Genomic DNA, 15,022 nt, shown 5'->3' with positions numbered 1-15,022 from the left:
TTTTTTAAGTATGGTGTGGTGATTGAAAAATGCTTATGGCCGTCTAAAGCGGATATTCAAGCATTATGCATATGATAGAAGAAAAGAATGTTTTTATCAACTGCGCTCCTGGAAGCTATCTTTTAGATTTGATGCTGTATAAATACGTTTAGTAGATTTATGCGCCGGAGTTTATTGGGAGAATGCTAATTCAATTAAATGGACAGTCTGTTTTTCGCTGTCTTTGATTCCTTGTCAAAAAGATTTTATTCATGGCTTCTCTCCTTCGTGCTATACACAGTAGGGTTAGCGCATAATTAAAAACTTTGCCGTAAGGTTGCAGTTTTTCTATAACGGCTTTATCCGGAATTGAGATATTTAGCGCCCTTGCACTGGGGGCAAGGACGGCAAGTATCTTGCGATTTTGTTTATAAGAACATTGTAACTCCGGGTCCTAAGGGAAGACCGAGTACGTACCATATGCACATCAGTACAGACCAGAATATTAAAAATCCTATTGAGTATGGGAGCATCATTGAGGTAAGTGTTCCAAGCCCGGAATCTTCATCATATTTTTGCATGAATACCACTATCATTGCAAAGTATGACATCAAGGGCGTAATAATATTGGTTGATGAATCTCCGATTCTGTAGGCAACTTGTGTGAGCGCCGGATTAAAACCGAGAAGGTACATCATCGGAACAAAGATTGGAGCCATGATCGCCCATTTAGCGGATGCTGAACCCATAAACAAATTGATAAACGCTGACAGCAGAATAAAAAGGAGAATCAGTGGAAGCCCTTGCAATCCTATTCCTTGTAAAAATTCCGCACCCCGATACGATAAAATTGTTCCGAGGTTTGTTTTACCGAAGTATGCAACAAATTGCGCTGCAAAGAATGCAAGCACCATGTAACCTCCCATCGATTTCATTCCTGCAGTCATGGCAGTAACGAGGTCGTGAGATTTTTTAATTTTGCCGATTGTCATACCGTACACAAGTCCCGGAATTAAAAACAACAGCAACATTGAAGGAATTAATCCGTCATGCAGGAACGACTTTAAGGTGTACTCATTGGTATCTTTCTGCAATTCTCTAAACAACGCATTTGACGGAAACATTAAAATACCCATGATAACGACAAAGAGTACAAGCGCAATGAGTGCATTCCGTAATCCTTTGTTTTCAATCTCGCTGATAGGTTCCTGGTCGGGAACATAAGTTCCGTGATATGCGCCTAAATTCTTTTCTACAATTTTATCGGTTACAAAAGTTCCTACAATTGTCAAAAAAATAGTTGAAGCGGCTAAAAAGTACCAGTTACAAGTTGCGGGTAAGTTCATATCAATGCTTGCAGCTTTTAACGCTTCATTCGTTATATTGGTGAGCAGCGGGTCGGTTGTTCCGAGCAACAGGTTTGCTGAGAACCCGCCTGATACTCCCGCAAATGCGGCGGCAAGTCCCGCAAGCGGATGCCGACCTGCCATTGCAAAAAGCATTGCTCCAAGCGGAACTACGATTATGTAACCGGCATCGGATGCAATATTACTCATAACACCGGCAAAAACAATAATCGGCGTTAAAATTTTCGGGTTTGCATTTAGCAATAATTTTTTAAGCGATGTGTTGAATAATCCCGTCCATTCAGCAACACCGACACCGAGCATTGCAACAAGTACTGTTCCAAGCGGTGCAAAGCCGGTAAAGTTAGATGTGGCTGACTTAAAAATATACCTTAGTCCATCCGCATTAAGCAGAGACACCGCACCTTTTGTAACTTCTTTTTTTAATTTCGCATCATAATACGTAACAGGGGTTCCATATTTTGCCGCAAAATGAGAAATGATAATCACTATTAGCGACAAAATAATGAACAACATTGCAGGGTGAGGAAGTTTATTACCGATCTTCTCTACACCCTTTAAAAAACCCTTTACTTCTTTTTTATTATTTTCCATGTAAGCCTCCTTAACAAGTATATACGCTAAAAAGCGGTTATGCAAATATTTTTTTTGTAAATTAATAAAAAAATAAAACCGCCTCTAACCGGTCAAGCATCAAAAGGCATGCTGCTGCAACGTTTTTTGATAACTCGATCGTATTTATCGTATCTTTTAATTCAAAGCACAAAAAATTTTATAAAAACGAAACCTCGAGTTTTAAAGCTTTGCAAAGTTTTGCTTTAAAACATCGTGTTTGGAACCATTAAATGTGAAAGTGGTTATTATGATACATTGAAAAATGGATTACTAACTTATAAACAGATGGAAGAACTTATAAGTAAGTACATTGAATTCTTTAACAAAAAAAGAATTCAAAAAAAATTGGGTTGGAAGTCACCTGTTGATTTTAGAACGCAGGTTGCTTAAAAAAATAACTTTCGTGTCCAAAAAATGGGGGTCAGTACATATTTTATCATTTTTGCATCACTGGAATGAATTTTTATTTGTCTTTGTTTTTACCACAAAGGCGGCACTTAAAAGTTTGCCGGTTGCCATCACTCAGTTTGCTGGAAGATTAAATATAGATTACGGGTTACAATACGCCTCATTGGTTATCGGTGTTGTACCGATGATTTTATTTTATATTATTTTTCACGCCCAGCTTATCAAAGGTTTCGGTGAAGGGGCATTAAAAGAGTAGTATTCACTAATATAACGTTTTTTTAATAAGTCGATTCGTTTTTTAATACATCTTACCAAAAACGTAAAAAATTTTATAAAAAAGAGTTCAACACGGCGCAACGGTGAGCAATTTACCATAGGAATGCTTAAATCCGCAGTCCCTCATTGTTGATACTCCGATTTGTATAACAGGAAGTTAATTACAAAACGTTACACTAATGCTTAACTCACCATAAAAATACAAAAATTTTCATACGTATACCCTGCTCTCAATTATCTTGCGTATAGTCAAGCCGGCTTATATGTGCTACAATATTTACTCTTATCTTTATGCGAGGAATGGTATGGCTGCAAAAAATACATATGATGAATCAAAAATTAAAACGCTCAGCTCGTTGGAGCATATTCGGCTGCGAACCGGAATGTATATCGGCAGGCTTGGCAACGGCTCTAATCCGGATGACGGAATCTACATTCTTCTGAAAGAGGTAATCGATAATTCCATCGATGAATTTATCATGGGAAACGGAAACAGAATCGATGTGCAGCTTGACGGTAATAAAGTAATTGTCAGGGATTACGGGCGGGGAATCCCGCTCGGCAAGGTAGTGGAATGCGTTTCGGTTATTAACACCGGCGCAAAATACAACGATGAGGTTTTCCAGTTTTCAGTCGGACTGAACGGCGTTGGAACAAAGGCGGTCAACGCACTTTCAACGCATTTTCGGGTTGTTTCCATACGCGACGGTAAATTTTCCGAAGCGGTTTTTGAGCAAGGCTCCTTAAAAAGTCAAAAACAGGGAGCGACAAAACCGAGCATCAAAAACGGTACATTGGTTGAATTTGTCCCCGACGAGCAAATTTTCGGGCAATACGAATTTAACCGCGATTTTATTGAAAAAAGAATGTGGAATTATGCCTACCTTAATTCAGGCTTACTACTCACCTTCAACGGAGCTCAATTCAAATCTGAAAACGGTTTACTTGATTTGCTTAACGCCAACGTAAGCGGCTCCACCTTGTACGATGTCGGATATTTCAAAGAAAGCCGGCTTGAATTTGCTTTTTCGCATACCAACAATTACGGCGAAACTTATTTTTCGTTTGTCAACGGCCAGTATACATCCGACGGCGGCACGCATCTTTCCGCTTTTAAGGAAGGTTTACTTAAAGGAATTAACGAATATTTCAGAAAAAATTATAAAAGCGAAGATGTGCGCGAAGGCACATGCGCCGCCGTTGCGGTAAAAATACAGGCACCTATTTTTGAAAGTCAGACAAAAAACAAGCTCGGCAACACTGAGGTGCGCACCTGGATTGTCAACGATACAAAAGCCGCCGTTGTCGAATGGCTGCAAAAAAATGCGGAGGCGGCGCGCAAAATGGAAGAAAAAATTGTCGCAAATGAGCGGCTGCGCACGGAACTGAATGCGGTTAAAAAAGAGGCGCGGGCTGCGGCAAAAAAAATCGCAATCAAAATCCCTAAGCTTAAAGACTGCAAGTTTCATCTGGGAGACAAACTATACGGCGACGAAACAATGATATTCATTACTGAAGGCGATTCCGCCTCGGGTTCTATGGTATCAAGCCGCGATGTTATGGTGCAGGCTATTTTTTCTCTGCGCGGCAAACCCGAAAACATGCAGGGCAAAAAAAGAGCCGCAATTTACAAAAATGCGGAGCTATACAATATGATGATGGCGCTCGGCATCGAAAATGATATCGAAGGGCTGCGCTACAGCAAAATCATTATCGCAACGGATGCCGATAACGACGGCTTTCATATCAGGAATCTTTTGCTTACTTTCTTTTTAACTTATTTTGAGGAGCTGATCACCTCGGGCAGAATCTTTATATTGGAAACGCCCCTGTTCCGCGTGCGCTCAAAAAAAGAAACCATCTATTGTTACTCGGAAAAAGAGCGCGACATTGCGTTTAAGCAGCTCGGCGCCGGCGCGGAAATTACCCGCTTTAAAGGATTAGGCGAAATAAGCCCTTCGGAATTCGGCCAGTTCATTGGCAAAGACATAAAACTTTTGCCGGTAACCGTACAAACCCTCAAAAAAGTTCCGCAAATCCTTGAATTTTACATGGGCAAAAACACCCCGCAGCGAAAAGAATTCATTATGAAAAACCTCCTCGCCGAGATTGATGCCTAAACGATTCAGGGCGTGCCCCTCCGTGCGGCGCTTTCTTACAATAACCTTCAAACCGCCGCACTACGGGTCGGCCTACTGCGGGCTCCGCTATCGCTTCGGCTATTTTGCGGCGGAAATTGCCGCCGCAAAATGATCCGGCTTCGCAATTTTGAAAAATTGCTTCGCCGCCCTCCGTATGCCTCACGCATGTTAAGCATTGTACGTCCATGTACAATGCTTAACAATGGGCGAAGTTTCGACATTTCTCTTTTAACTTCGCCTGCGAGCATTAGCGACAGTAGTGTAGCGTTTTGTAATTAACTTCCTGTTATACAAATCGGAGTATCAACGATAAGGGACTGCAGATTTAGCATTACTATGGTAAATTGCTCACCGTGTCAAACACAGAACCGCCACGGATGGCGGTGGTTCCACGCAGCAGCGATGTTTTAAAGCAAGACTGTTTGCAAAGCTTTAAAACTCGCGGGTTTGGTTTTGCCACGGAAGGCAAAACCAAGCCGTTGTGTCGGACTCTTTTTTATAAAAACGATGGGATAACACCAGCTGCAGTTATATTTAAAAAAAACAGCGATTAAGTTTTTAGCTCAATCGTTGTTTTTTACATGAGGATTTATGTGCAGGTACTACAAAAATTGCAGCGGAAAATTGCGTGTAATTTCCCCGCTATCCTTTTACCGCTCCGGCGGTAAGACCTTTAATAAAGTGCCTACTCATTGCAAGATAGAGTATAATCACGGGAATTGCCGAAAGTGTTAACACCGCAAGTATTTTCGCCCAGTCGGTTATGTATTGACCGAATAGTCTTGTAACACCCAGCAAAAGCGTTTTTGATTTTTCGTTGCTGATAAAAATAAGCGGAAACCAGAGGTCATTCCAAATAGGAACAAGGTTGTAAATCGAAACCGTTGCGATTGCCGGTTTTATCATCGGTATGATAATTCTCCCGTATATGGTGAGGCTGCTCGCACCGTCCATAACGGTAGCCTCGATAACATCTTTTGGAATATCGGAAATAAATTCGGTTAAAACAAAAACAGCTATCGGAATGCCCATTGCAATATAAATGGGATAAAGTCCCCAAAGCGTGTTAAGAAGCCCCAGCCCTTTTATTATATGTAAAAGTTGTATGCTGCCGATTTTGATGGGAAGCATCATCCCCGCAATAAAAAAGAAATAAAAGAATTTTGTAATTTTATTCTTTTTATTTACGATGGCATATCCCGCCATTGAACCGAACAAAATAATTAAAACAATTGAACAAACCGTTACTAAAACGGAATTCTTAAAATAAATTAAAAATTCGCTGCTCCGCAACACTGCCGTATAGTTTTCAAAAACCCATTTTTTTGGAAGGCTAAAAGGAGCCTGATAAATATCATATTTACTTTTAAATGAATTAATAATCATAACCCATATCGGCACCAGCACAATAATTGACCATAAAATCAATACTGCATGGCTTTTTATATTTAGATTTTTTTGTGAAGACGCCATTTTTTTATTGTCCTCCTTATTTATTTTTTTGGGTAAACTTGAGAATAAGCAGTGCACCGGCTAATAGCAGCAAGAAGGTAACTGTTGCAATAGCTGCCCCCAGTCCCGGATTGGGAATACCTACCGGATGCTGCCCCGCAATTCCAACTCGGTAAAATAATGTCCCCATTATATCAGTTGAGTATTGCGGCGCACCGTTTGCATTTTCCATTGCAAAAACAACGTCAAACGCATTGAAGTTGTTGACAAACGTAAGCACCGACACAATTCCGATAATCGGTAAGATGAGCGGAAGGCGAATATAAAAAGTTCTTTGCAGTTTACTCGTTCCCTCAAGCTCGGATGCTTCCATAATATCGTCCGATATCCCTTGCAAGGCGGCATAAAACATCATAGTCGGAATTCCCATCCACTGCCAGGTAGAAACAAGCGAGACAGCTGTTAATGCGGTGTTTTGTTCACCCAGCCACGGATACACAAGAAAATCAAAGCCGAGACTGTTAAGCACAACGGCAAACGCGCCCCATTGAGGATTTAATAAAAGCTTCCATAAATAGCCGGTTACAAGCACCGCAAAAGTAACCGGAATAAAAATAATAGTTTGATATACTCTGGAATATTTCATTGTTCTTTCGGTGAGCATTAGGGCAAAGGTAACCGCAAGGCAGTTTTGAACCAACATATGAATAAAGAAAAAATACCACGTATTTTTAAAGGCTCCCCAAAAACGCGTGGAATACTCATCGTTTGTAAAGAGATTGATATAGTTATATAACCCCGCAAAACTATATTCTCCGCCGGTAGTTTTAAAAAAACTTAAGCGGATTGATCCTATTAACGGATACGCCATAAATATTGTATAGAAGAAAAGCGCAGGTACAAGATAGAGATACCATCCGCTTTGAGAAAATTTTTTCTTTTTAAGCATATATAAAACCTTCTTTTTTGATGAGTATAGTGTAAACCTGCATAAAATAAAAGAGACCTTTACGTAAATCGAATGATTATTGAAGCGACACTTGCTCGGAAGTTTATGCATGAACAGGAGCTTCGAACATTGACTTTTCATCCTTGCATGAAAGCGGAACCGACCATATAACACTGAAAATTTCAACGATGGTTAAAAGCATCCCCGATGAGATATAAAACCGGAATTTCCAAACCCCGTAAGCGAAATTAAAGCAACGTTGAAAAACATCCTTTCAGCTCTTAAGAGCCTTTTTTAAGCGCTGGGATACTAAACTGTCTCTACAAACTGTGTTACACAAAATAATGATAAAAGAATTTGCATGCGCATACTGCGGATATTTATTCAGGCAAATCACACTCAAAACGTTTTGAATAATTGAACAGCCCGTATAGTCTCATAGCTTGAGGCTGTTCAATTACTATGTATCCGGATAAATCCGATTTACGGCATGGTATAGAAAAACCTTATTTTGAAGGTTTATACCATTTTGCAAGTCCTGCCGCCATTTCATCCGCCGCTTGCTGAGCGGTTTTTTCTCCTTTCATTACAGCGATAACACCCTGATTCATCAGAACATATCCGGATGGATCTCCGTTCATCAATTTCGGCCATACAAAGCGGACATCCTGTTCCCGTCCTTTTATGAGAGAATAGAGTTCGGCACTGTGCGGATCTTCAATTTTAATATCAGCTTGGATCATCGGATAAAAACCTCCTGGCAAACCTTTTGCAACAATCGCAACACCTTCGGGTGTGCAAAGCCATCGCAAAAATGCTTTTGCCTCTTCCTTATGCTTACCGTTTGCATTCATGGCGATTCCCATATCGACATGGAAGCAAATTGCCGGAGTTTTCCCTTTAGGCGGAGGAAAGGCGAAGTTGCCCCACTCAAACGGAAGGTCTTTAAAGGTATCCAATGTCCATGATCCGTCCGCAAACATTGCCGCTTTTCCGGTAGCAAACAATGCGTTTGAATCATTATAACTTAATGCTTCAAATCCTTTCGGACAATATTGAGCCACATCAGCCATTGCTTGAAAAGCTTTAACCATATCTGCATCATTAAAGGGGCGCTCACCGTTTTCATATGCGAGTCTTCCCTTTTCGGCGTCAATAAAGTTTGGTAAGATTCCCATCATAAAGCATTCGTTAATATCCCACTCTTCACTTACGCCATTGGCAAGAGGAGCAGTTCTTCCTGTTCCCGCTAAACTTTTGCATGCGGCTAAAAAATCTTCCCATGTTTCGGGTATTGCGATCCCCGCTTGCTTAAAGATATTTTTATTATAAAAAACACTTTGGATAACGGCAGCCACCGGTACGGCAAAAGATTTGCCTGTCGAATCCTGCCATGCCGCCTTTGCGGTTGCACTGAAGTTTTCCTGCAAGCCGGGTAAATCACTTACATCCTCAAAAAAACCTTTAGCAAAAAGCTCTGCACCGGTGGCATAAGAGCGCGCAAACATTAAATCCGGTCCTGTGCCGTTATCAAGCTGCAATCTTAAGGTTGCATTATAATCCGGCGGGTTTGTCGGTTTAAACTGAATTTCAACACCGGAGATTTTTTTATACTCGGCAAGAATAGTTTCCCATGCAGCAACATCATCGGCGCGCCATGAGCCCATTGTTAACACCACCTGCTCGTCTTTTTTATCCTCAGTTTTTGTACAACCGAAAAAACATGCAAATGCGATAAAAATCGTAAGCATGGTAAGAATAATTTTTTTCATAATAAGCCTCCAAATAATTACGAAAAAGAAAGTGATAGATTAATAATAATCTGGATTAAGTATCTCACAGTTTAGGCTAATTGTCAATTTTTTATTCTCTATACGCAATTTTGTCACTTTCACAAACTATACGGTTTCACTCTACACAAGTAGTATATCGTTTTGTAATTAACTTCCTGTTATAAAAATCGGAGTATCAACAATAATGGCCTGCGAATTCAGCATCACTATGGTAAGTTTGCCCACCGTTGTCAAAATCAGAACCGCCACGGATGGCGGTGGTTCCACGCAGAAGCGACGTTTTAAAGCAAAGTAATTTGCAAAGCTTTAAAACTCGCAGGTTTGGTTTTGCCACGGACGGCAAAACCAAACCGTTGTGTCGGGCTCTTTTTTATAAAATTTTTTACGTTTTCACTCTACACAAGTAGTACATAGATTCACAGACACTACATGCTTTTTTGATAACTCGATCCGTTTAATACATTTTACATAAATCATAAAAAGGGGCAGTTTTAAAAATCGCAAGAGCGTAACTTTTTAGACTGCCCCGGAAAAGTGTTTATTATTTGTCTTTTATTTGTAAGTGAAGTTCGTCAAGCTGTTTTTGGTCGACAAGGCTCGGGCAGTCTTCCATAGGGCCGACAGCGAAAGTGTTTTTGGGGAAGGCGATTACTTCCTTAATGGAAGTTTCTCCCGCCATGAGCATGACAAGCCGGTCAAGCCCCGGAGCAATGCCGCCGTGGGGAGGTGCGCCGTATTTAAAGGCTTCGGTTAAAAAGCCGAACTTTGCTTCCGCCTCGGATTCGTCAAAGCCCACAATTTTAAATATCCGTTTTTGCAATTCCGGGTCATGGATACGGATGGAGCCCGAGGCAAGTTCATACCCGTTTAAAACAAGATCGTATAAATCGCCTTTTACTTCAGCCTGATTTGTTTCCAGCGTGGCAAGGTATTTTTCCTGCGGCGCCGAGAACATGTGATGTGCGGGATCCCATTTTTGCTCATCCTCATTCCATTCAAAAAGCGGAAAGTCAATAATCCATACAAAGCGGAATTCATTTGGGTTAAGCAGGTTGAGGTCTTTTCCCAACTTGCTGCGCACGGCGCCGAGTGCGGTGCAGGCGGTTTTATGGCTTGGGTCGGCAACAAAAAGAACTAAATCTCCTTTTTGTGCATTCAGTGTTTTGGTAATTTCTTTTTCTTTCCCTTCAAAAAACTTCGCAATACCGCCTTCAAGTTTTTGCTCTCCCACTTTAAACCATGCAAGCCCTTTCGCCTTATAGATTTTTGCGCTTGCTTCAAGCTCTTCAATCTTTTTGCGACTGTATTGCTCTGCTTGTCCCGGAACTACCAGCGCTTTTATTGAGCCCCCCGCGGCAAGCGCATCGGTAAACACCGAAAAAGAGCCGAGCGGCGCCATAAAGGCGGCGTCCTGCATGTGCATATCAAAACGCAAATCGGGCTTATCGGTTCCGTACAGGTTTATTGCATCGTCATACGAAAGCCGCTCAAATGTTTTCGGCAGCGTAATATTCATTGTTTTTTGGAAAACAAACTGCATCATCTCTTCGGTAATGCGCAATACATCATCGCGGGAAACAAAACTCATTTCAACATCAATTTGCGTAAACTCCGGCTGACGATCTCCGCGCGCATCTTCATCGCGGTAACAGCGGGCGATCTGAAAATAGCGGTCAAAACCTGAAACCATCAATATTTGCTTGTACAGCTGCGGAGACTGCGGCAATGCGTAAAACTTTCCCGGGTATAACCGCGACGGCACAAGATAATCGCGCGCTCCCTCCGGAGTAGATTTTATGAATGTAGGAGTTTCGATTTCAAGAAATCCGTGATTGGTAAAAAATTCCCTAACCGCAAAACTCACCCTTGAGCGCAGAATAATATGCTTTTGCATTGATTCGGAGCGCAAGTCAAGATAGCGATACCGTAACCGCAGGTCTTCATTTGCGTTTGTTTTTTCATCAATTTGAAAAGGCAAAACTTCGCTTTTTGAAAGCACCTCAAGCTTATTCACCTTTACTTCCACCTCGCCGGTGGACATTGCCGTGTTTATCATAGTGTCCGGCCGCGCCCGCACCACACCTTCAACCGCAATACAAAACTCCATCCGAAGCTTGGCGGTTAAGTCTTTCAGCTCAACGCTTGCATCCTCATCGATAACAACCTGTGTAACCCCGTAGCGGTCGCGCAAATTTATAAAAGCAATTCCGCCGAGATCGCGCTTGCGATACACCCAGCCGTTTAATACAACGTTTTTTCCGATATCCTGTTTCCGGATCCCTCCGCAGGTATGAGTTCTTTTCATTTCTTCCATAATGAGCGGGAGTATAGCATATCCCGAAAAAAGAAAAAAGCTCCCCAAAAAATCCTGCACGAGTAAACAACAACCGCATCACGGATCAAAGCTTTTCGCACAATCGACCGCGCCGCAACAGTTACACACCGCCGGTTTATAACTCGGTTTATTTTATAAATAGATACAAATTATTCGGGTGTTCCTCTCCGCATGGCGTTTTTGCTTTTTGGTCAACGCCATGCGGAGGGGCGGCGTACTACGGGCTCCGGCTATCGCCTGCGGCTCTTTTTGCGCTATTTTAGGCGCGCAAAAAGGATCCGGCCTCGCATTTTTGAAAAAATGCTTCGCCGCCCTCCGTATGCCTAACACGGGTCAAAATGTTTTTGCTTGGAAAATGTTGCAAAAACATTTTGACCTTCGAGTTTTAAAGCTTTGCAAATTACTTTGCTTTAAAACATCATTGATAATTAGTGTAGCGTTTTGTAATTAACTTCCTGTTATAAAAATCGCGGTATCAACGGCGGGGTGCAAGGGACAGAATCACGGCGAAGCATAAGCCAAAAACCCCTGCGCAGCAGCAACTGCAATCCGGGGGCTAAGGGACGGCAGCCCCTTGTTCTTGCGTAAGCCCTGTCTTTCGCTATTTTCTCCTTGTGCATTTTTTGAAAATGCGGTATGATATATATAGTAAAAAAAGACACTATATTTTAATTTTTATTAAATCATTAAGGAGAAATAATATGAAACTGGACGATTTAAAACATACTAAAGCAAAAGCATGGATTGAAGACGTTATAAAGATGTGCCAACCGGATGATGTGTATCTTTGTGACGGTTCTCAGGAAGAATATGACCGTTTAATGCAAAAACTGGTTGACGCCGGTTTGGGTACCCCGCTTAAAAAACGCAAGCATAGTTTTTTATTCCGCTCGCAGCCTTCCGATGTTGCCCGCGTGGAAGCGCGTACTTTTATTGCTTCTAAAAAAGAAGAAGATGCAGGCCCTACCAATCACTGGACAGACCCCGCTGAATTAAAAAAGACCATGACAGGTCTTTACACCGGCTGTATGAAGGGCAGAACTATGTACGTTATTCCTTTCTCGATGGGGCCGGTTGGTTCCGATATTGCAAAAAACGGTATTGAAGTAACCGATTCCGAGTATGTGGTATGTAATATGCACATTATGACACGAGTCGGCACAAAGGTTCTTGACGTGATGGGTACCGACGGAGAATTTGTTCCCTGTTTGCATTCGGTCGGCAAACCGCTTGCGCCGGGACAGACGGACGAAGGACAATGGCCCTGTGCGGATATGGAGCATAAGTATATTTCTCATTTTCCCGAAGAGCGCTTGATTTGGTCCTATGGTTCCGGCTACGGCGGAAACGCCCTGCTTGGCAAAAAATGTTTTGCGCTCCGTATTGCTTCGGTGCTTGCCCGTGATGAAGGCTGGCTTTCCGAGCACATGCTTATTCTTAAAATCACCAACCCCGAAGGTAGGGTAAAATATATTACCGGCGCATTCCCCTCCGCATGCGGAAAAACAAACCTTGCAATGCTTATACCGACTCTTCCGGGCTGGAAGGTGGAAACAGTCGGCGATGATATTGCCTGGATGAAATTCGGCAAAGACGGACGGCTGTATGCAATTAACCCCGAGGCGGGCTTTTTCGGTGTTGCTCCGGGAACTTCAGACTTTTCCAACAAGAATGCAATGGAATCTATTAAAGAAAATACGATTTTCACCAACTGCGGTTTGACTGAAGACGGAGATATTTGGTGGGAAGGGATCGGCTACCCTGCAAAGGGTGAGCTGATTGACTGGCACGGGAAAAAACGCCCCGCTCCCGAAAAAGATAAGAGCCCGAAAGGAGAGGAGATTGCTCACCCGAATGCACGGTTTACCGCTCCCGCGCGGCAGTGTCCGGTTATTGCGGACAACTGGGAAGACCCGCAAGGGGTGCCGATTGACGCATTCCTCTTTGGCGGACGCCGCCCCAGCACAATCCCGCTGGTACATCAGTCCCGCGACTGGAACCACGGCGTATTCCTCGGTTCAATCGTCGGCTCCGAAGTTACCGCAGCGGTTATTTCCGATCAGGTAGGACAAGTGCGCCGCGACCCCTTTGCAATGTTGCCCTTCTGCGGCTACCACATGGGTGATTATTTTAAACACTGGATTGAAATCGGCAAAAAAACCTCGGCGGATAAACTGCCGAAAATCTTCTATGTAAACTGGTTCAGAAAAGATGAAAACGATAACTTTATCTGGCCGGGCTACGGCGAAAACAGCCGCGTCCTCGCATGGATTTTTGACCGCTGCGATGGAAAAGACAATGCGGTCGATACTCCAATCGGCTGGATGCCCAAAGAAGGCGCAATCAACACCGACGGCTTAGACGTAAGCAAAGAACAAATGAAAGAAATTCTTTCGGTTGATGTTGAAGGCTGGAAAAAAGAAATCAAAGACATACGGGAAAATCACTATCCGAAATTCGGCAAAAAACTCCCGAAAGAGCTCACCGAAGCCTTAGATACGCTTGAAAAACGTATAAACGCTTCCGGCTCTTGCTGCTGTAAACAATAGCGATATCACCAGTTGTAAAACTCCTTTGGCAGCCGGCTTTCTCTTTTGAGGGAGCCGGCATTTTTTTGCATTCGGCCGACTCTTTTGATGAAGCTAAAGAACCTCTAAAAATTACGGTCATGAGCTTCAAAGAGGTTTTCTATTCAAGAGATATCGTCCTTTATATTTATGTAGTCAGAAAAAGCGGATTATAAATAGCGTTTATAGTATTCGTAAAGCGCTTGTGTACCCGCATCTGAAAAGCCTTTATCGCACATTGCGTGGAAACAGCTTTGCGCCAGCTCAAGCATTGGCAGATTTAAATCAACCTCTTCTGCTGCTTTAAGCGCAATATTCAAATCTTTTAAAAAGTGCTTTACAAAAAAACCGGGAGCAAAATCACGATCAATGACCTTCTTTCCGTTATTGCTTAGCTGCCAACTTGCTGCCGCACCGCCTGAAAGGGCTTCAATCATTTTTTGCGGATCAAGATCAGAACTTTCGGCATAACGAATTGCTTCAATCGCTCCGATGAGATTTGCGGCAACAAGTATTTGATTTGCCGCCTTTGTATGCTGGCCGGCACCGGCCTCTCCCATTAAAGTAAAGGTTTTTCCCATACACTCAAAAAACGGCAACACGGCATCAAAGGTCTCTTGCTCTCCTCCACACATAATAGTAAGTGTAGCGTTTTGAGCACCTATGTCTCCGCCTGAAACGGGAGCGTCCAATACCTGCACCTCCTGCTCTTTTGCGGTTTTATAAAGTTCCACCGCAAGGGAAGGTGATGAGGTTGTCATGTCAACCAAAATAGTTCCTTTTTTACTGTTTTTGATCAGTCCATTTTCTCCAAGGTATACTTGCTCAACATCGGCGGGATACCCTACGATAGTAAAAACAACATCCGAATTTTTTGCAACGTCGGCAGGGCTGTCATGCCAAACAGCACCCTTTGAAACAATCTCATCGGCAGAAGTTTTTGTCCTGGTAAATACATGCATTTCCGCTCCGGATTTTCTTAAATTCTCCGCCATACTTTTACCCATAACACCAAGCCCGATAAATCCGATTTTTGTGTTTTTGATTTCCATAACTTATATCCTCCATCTTCGTTTTTATAAAACCGATATTTTATATCAAGTATCACACAGAAAACAACTTTTACCCGCTTTTCATATA

10 protein-coding genes are annotated in these 15,022 nt (G+C 42.4%); 4 read left to right on the top strand and 6 right to left on the bottom strand.

Translation table 11 applies throughout. From position 1 onward, the window contains the following. Positions 1-407 precede the first annotated feature (407 nt). On the bottom strand, positions 408-1,940 hold the full coding sequence (locus FUT79_RS02630) for an AbgT family transporter (protein ID WP_024752084.1): 1,533 nt from the start codon (positions 1,938-1,940) through the stop codon (positions 408-410). A 234-nt stretch (positions 1,941-2,174) separates the two neighbouring features. Here FUT79_RS02630 and FUT79_RS15860 point away from each other — a divergent pair, with 234 nt between their 5' ends. The 3 genes from FUT79_RS15860 (at position 2,175) to FUT79_RS02615 (ending at position 4,765) form a co-directional block, all read left to right on the top strand. Next, positions 2,175-2,351, top strand: coding sequence for an IS3 family transposase (locus tag FUT79_RS15860; RefSeq protein WP_002700397.1), 177 nt, complete (start codon positions 2,175-2,177; stop codon positions 2,349-2,351). Next, positions 2,326-2,625: an ABC transporter permease family protein gene (locus tag FUT79_RS02620; RefSeq protein WP_425329144.1), complete on the top strand. Its 300-nt coding sequence runs from the start codon at positions 2,326-2,328 to the stop codon at positions 2,623-2,625. The genes FUT79_RS15860 and FUT79_RS02620 overlap by 26 nt, the downstream gene beginning before the upstream one ends. Positions 2,626-2,950: 325 nt before the next feature. Continuing rightward, positions 2,951-4,765, top strand: coding sequence for a DNA topoisomerase IV subunit B (locus FUT79_RS02615; protein WP_148879276.1), 1,815 nt, complete (start codon positions 2,951-2,953; stop codon positions 4,763-4,765). A 663-nt stretch (positions 4,766-5,428) separates the two neighbouring features. Here FUT79_RS02615 and FUT79_RS02605 read toward each other — a convergent pair. The 4 genes from FUT79_RS02605 to aspS form a co-directional block, all read right to left on the bottom strand. After that, positions 5,429-6,259, bottom strand: coding sequence for a carbohydrate ABC transporter permease (locus FUT79_RS02605; RefSeq protein ID WP_002700387.1), 831 nt, complete (start codon positions 6,257-6,259; stop codon positions 5,429-5,431). A gap of 16 nt (positions 6,260-6,275) precedes the next feature. Then, positions 6,276-7,187 carry a carbohydrate ABC transporter permease gene (locus FUT79_RS02600; RefSeq protein ID WP_002700385.1) on the bottom strand — a complete coding sequence of 304 codons (912 nt, stop codon included), beginning with the start codon at positions 7,185-7,187 and terminating at the stop codon, positions 6,276-6,278. A 506-nt stretch (positions 7,188-7,693) separates the two neighbouring features. Beyond that, positions 7,694-8,959, bottom strand: a complete 1,266-nt coding sequence (locus FUT79_RS02595) for an ABC transporter substrate-binding protein (RefSeq protein ID WP_148879583.1) — start codon at positions 8,957-8,959, stop codon at positions 7,694-7,696. A gap of 562 nt (positions 8,960-9,521) precedes the next feature. Then, positions 9,522-11,285 carry an aspartate--tRNA ligase gene (gene aspS / locus FUT79_RS02585; protein ID WP_044634777.1) on the bottom strand — a complete coding sequence of 588 codons (1,764 nt, stop codon included), beginning with the start codon at positions 11,283-11,285 and terminating at the stop codon, positions 9,522-9,524. 731 nt (positions 11,286-12,016) lie between these two features. Here aspS and FUT79_RS02580 point away from each other — a divergent pair. Beyond that, entirely contained in the window at positions 12,017-13,864 is a 1,848-nt protein-coding gene (locus FUT79_RS02580; RefSeq protein ID WP_002694756.1) for a phosphoenolpyruvate carboxykinase (GTP), read from the top strand. Positions 13,865-14,052: 188 nt separating this feature from the next. On the opposite strand, the gene FUT79_RS02575 is transcribed toward FUT79_RS02580, so the two are convergent. Further along, positions 14,053-14,934 carry an NAD(P)-dependent oxidoreductase gene (locus tag FUT79_RS02575; protein WP_024752076.1) on the bottom strand — a complete coding sequence of 294 codons (882 nt, stop codon included), beginning with the start codon at positions 14,932-14,934 and terminating at the stop codon, positions 14,053-14,055. Positions 14,935-15,022: the final 88 nt, after the last annotated feature.

It is taken from the genome of Treponema phagedenis, from assembly GCF_008153345.1.
GTDB classification, from domain to species: domain Bacteria; phylum Spirochaetota; class Spirochaetia; order Treponematales; family Treponemataceae; genus Treponema; species Treponema phagedenis.
This window is presented reverse-complemented; position numbering and strand designations above follow the sequence as displayed.

Coding starts and splice junctions, on each gene's coding strand:
- FUT79_RS02630 (WP_024752084.1), bottom strand. CDS start 1,940: ATGGAAAATAATAAAAAAGAAGTAAAGGGTTTTTTAAAGGGTGTAGAG.
- FUT79_RS02615 (WP_148879276.1), top strand. CDS start 2,951: ATGGCTGCAAAAAATACATATGATGAATCAAAAATTAAAACGCTCAGC.
- FUT79_RS02605 (WP_002700387.1), bottom strand. CDS start 6,259: ATGGCGTCTTCACAAAAAAATCTAAATATAAAAAGCCATGCAGTATTG.
- FUT79_RS02600 (WP_002700385.1), bottom strand. CDS start 7,187: ATGCTTAAAAAGAAAAAATTTTCTCAAAGCGGATGGTATCTCTATCTT.
- FUT79_RS02595 (WP_148879583.1), bottom strand. CDS start 8,959: ATGAAAAAAATTATTCTTACCATGCTTACGATTTTTATCGCATTTGCA.
- aspS (WP_044634777.1), bottom strand. CDS start 11,285: ATGAAAAGAACTCATACCTGCGGAGGGATCCGGAAACAGGATATCGGA.
- FUT79_RS02580 (WP_002694756.1), top strand. CDS start 12,017: ATGAAACTGGACGATTTAAAACATACTAAAGCAAAAGCATGGATTGAA.
- FUT79_RS02575 (WP_024752076.1), bottom strand. CDS start 14,934: ATGGAAATCAAAAACACAAAAATCGGATTTATCGGGCTTGGTGTTATG.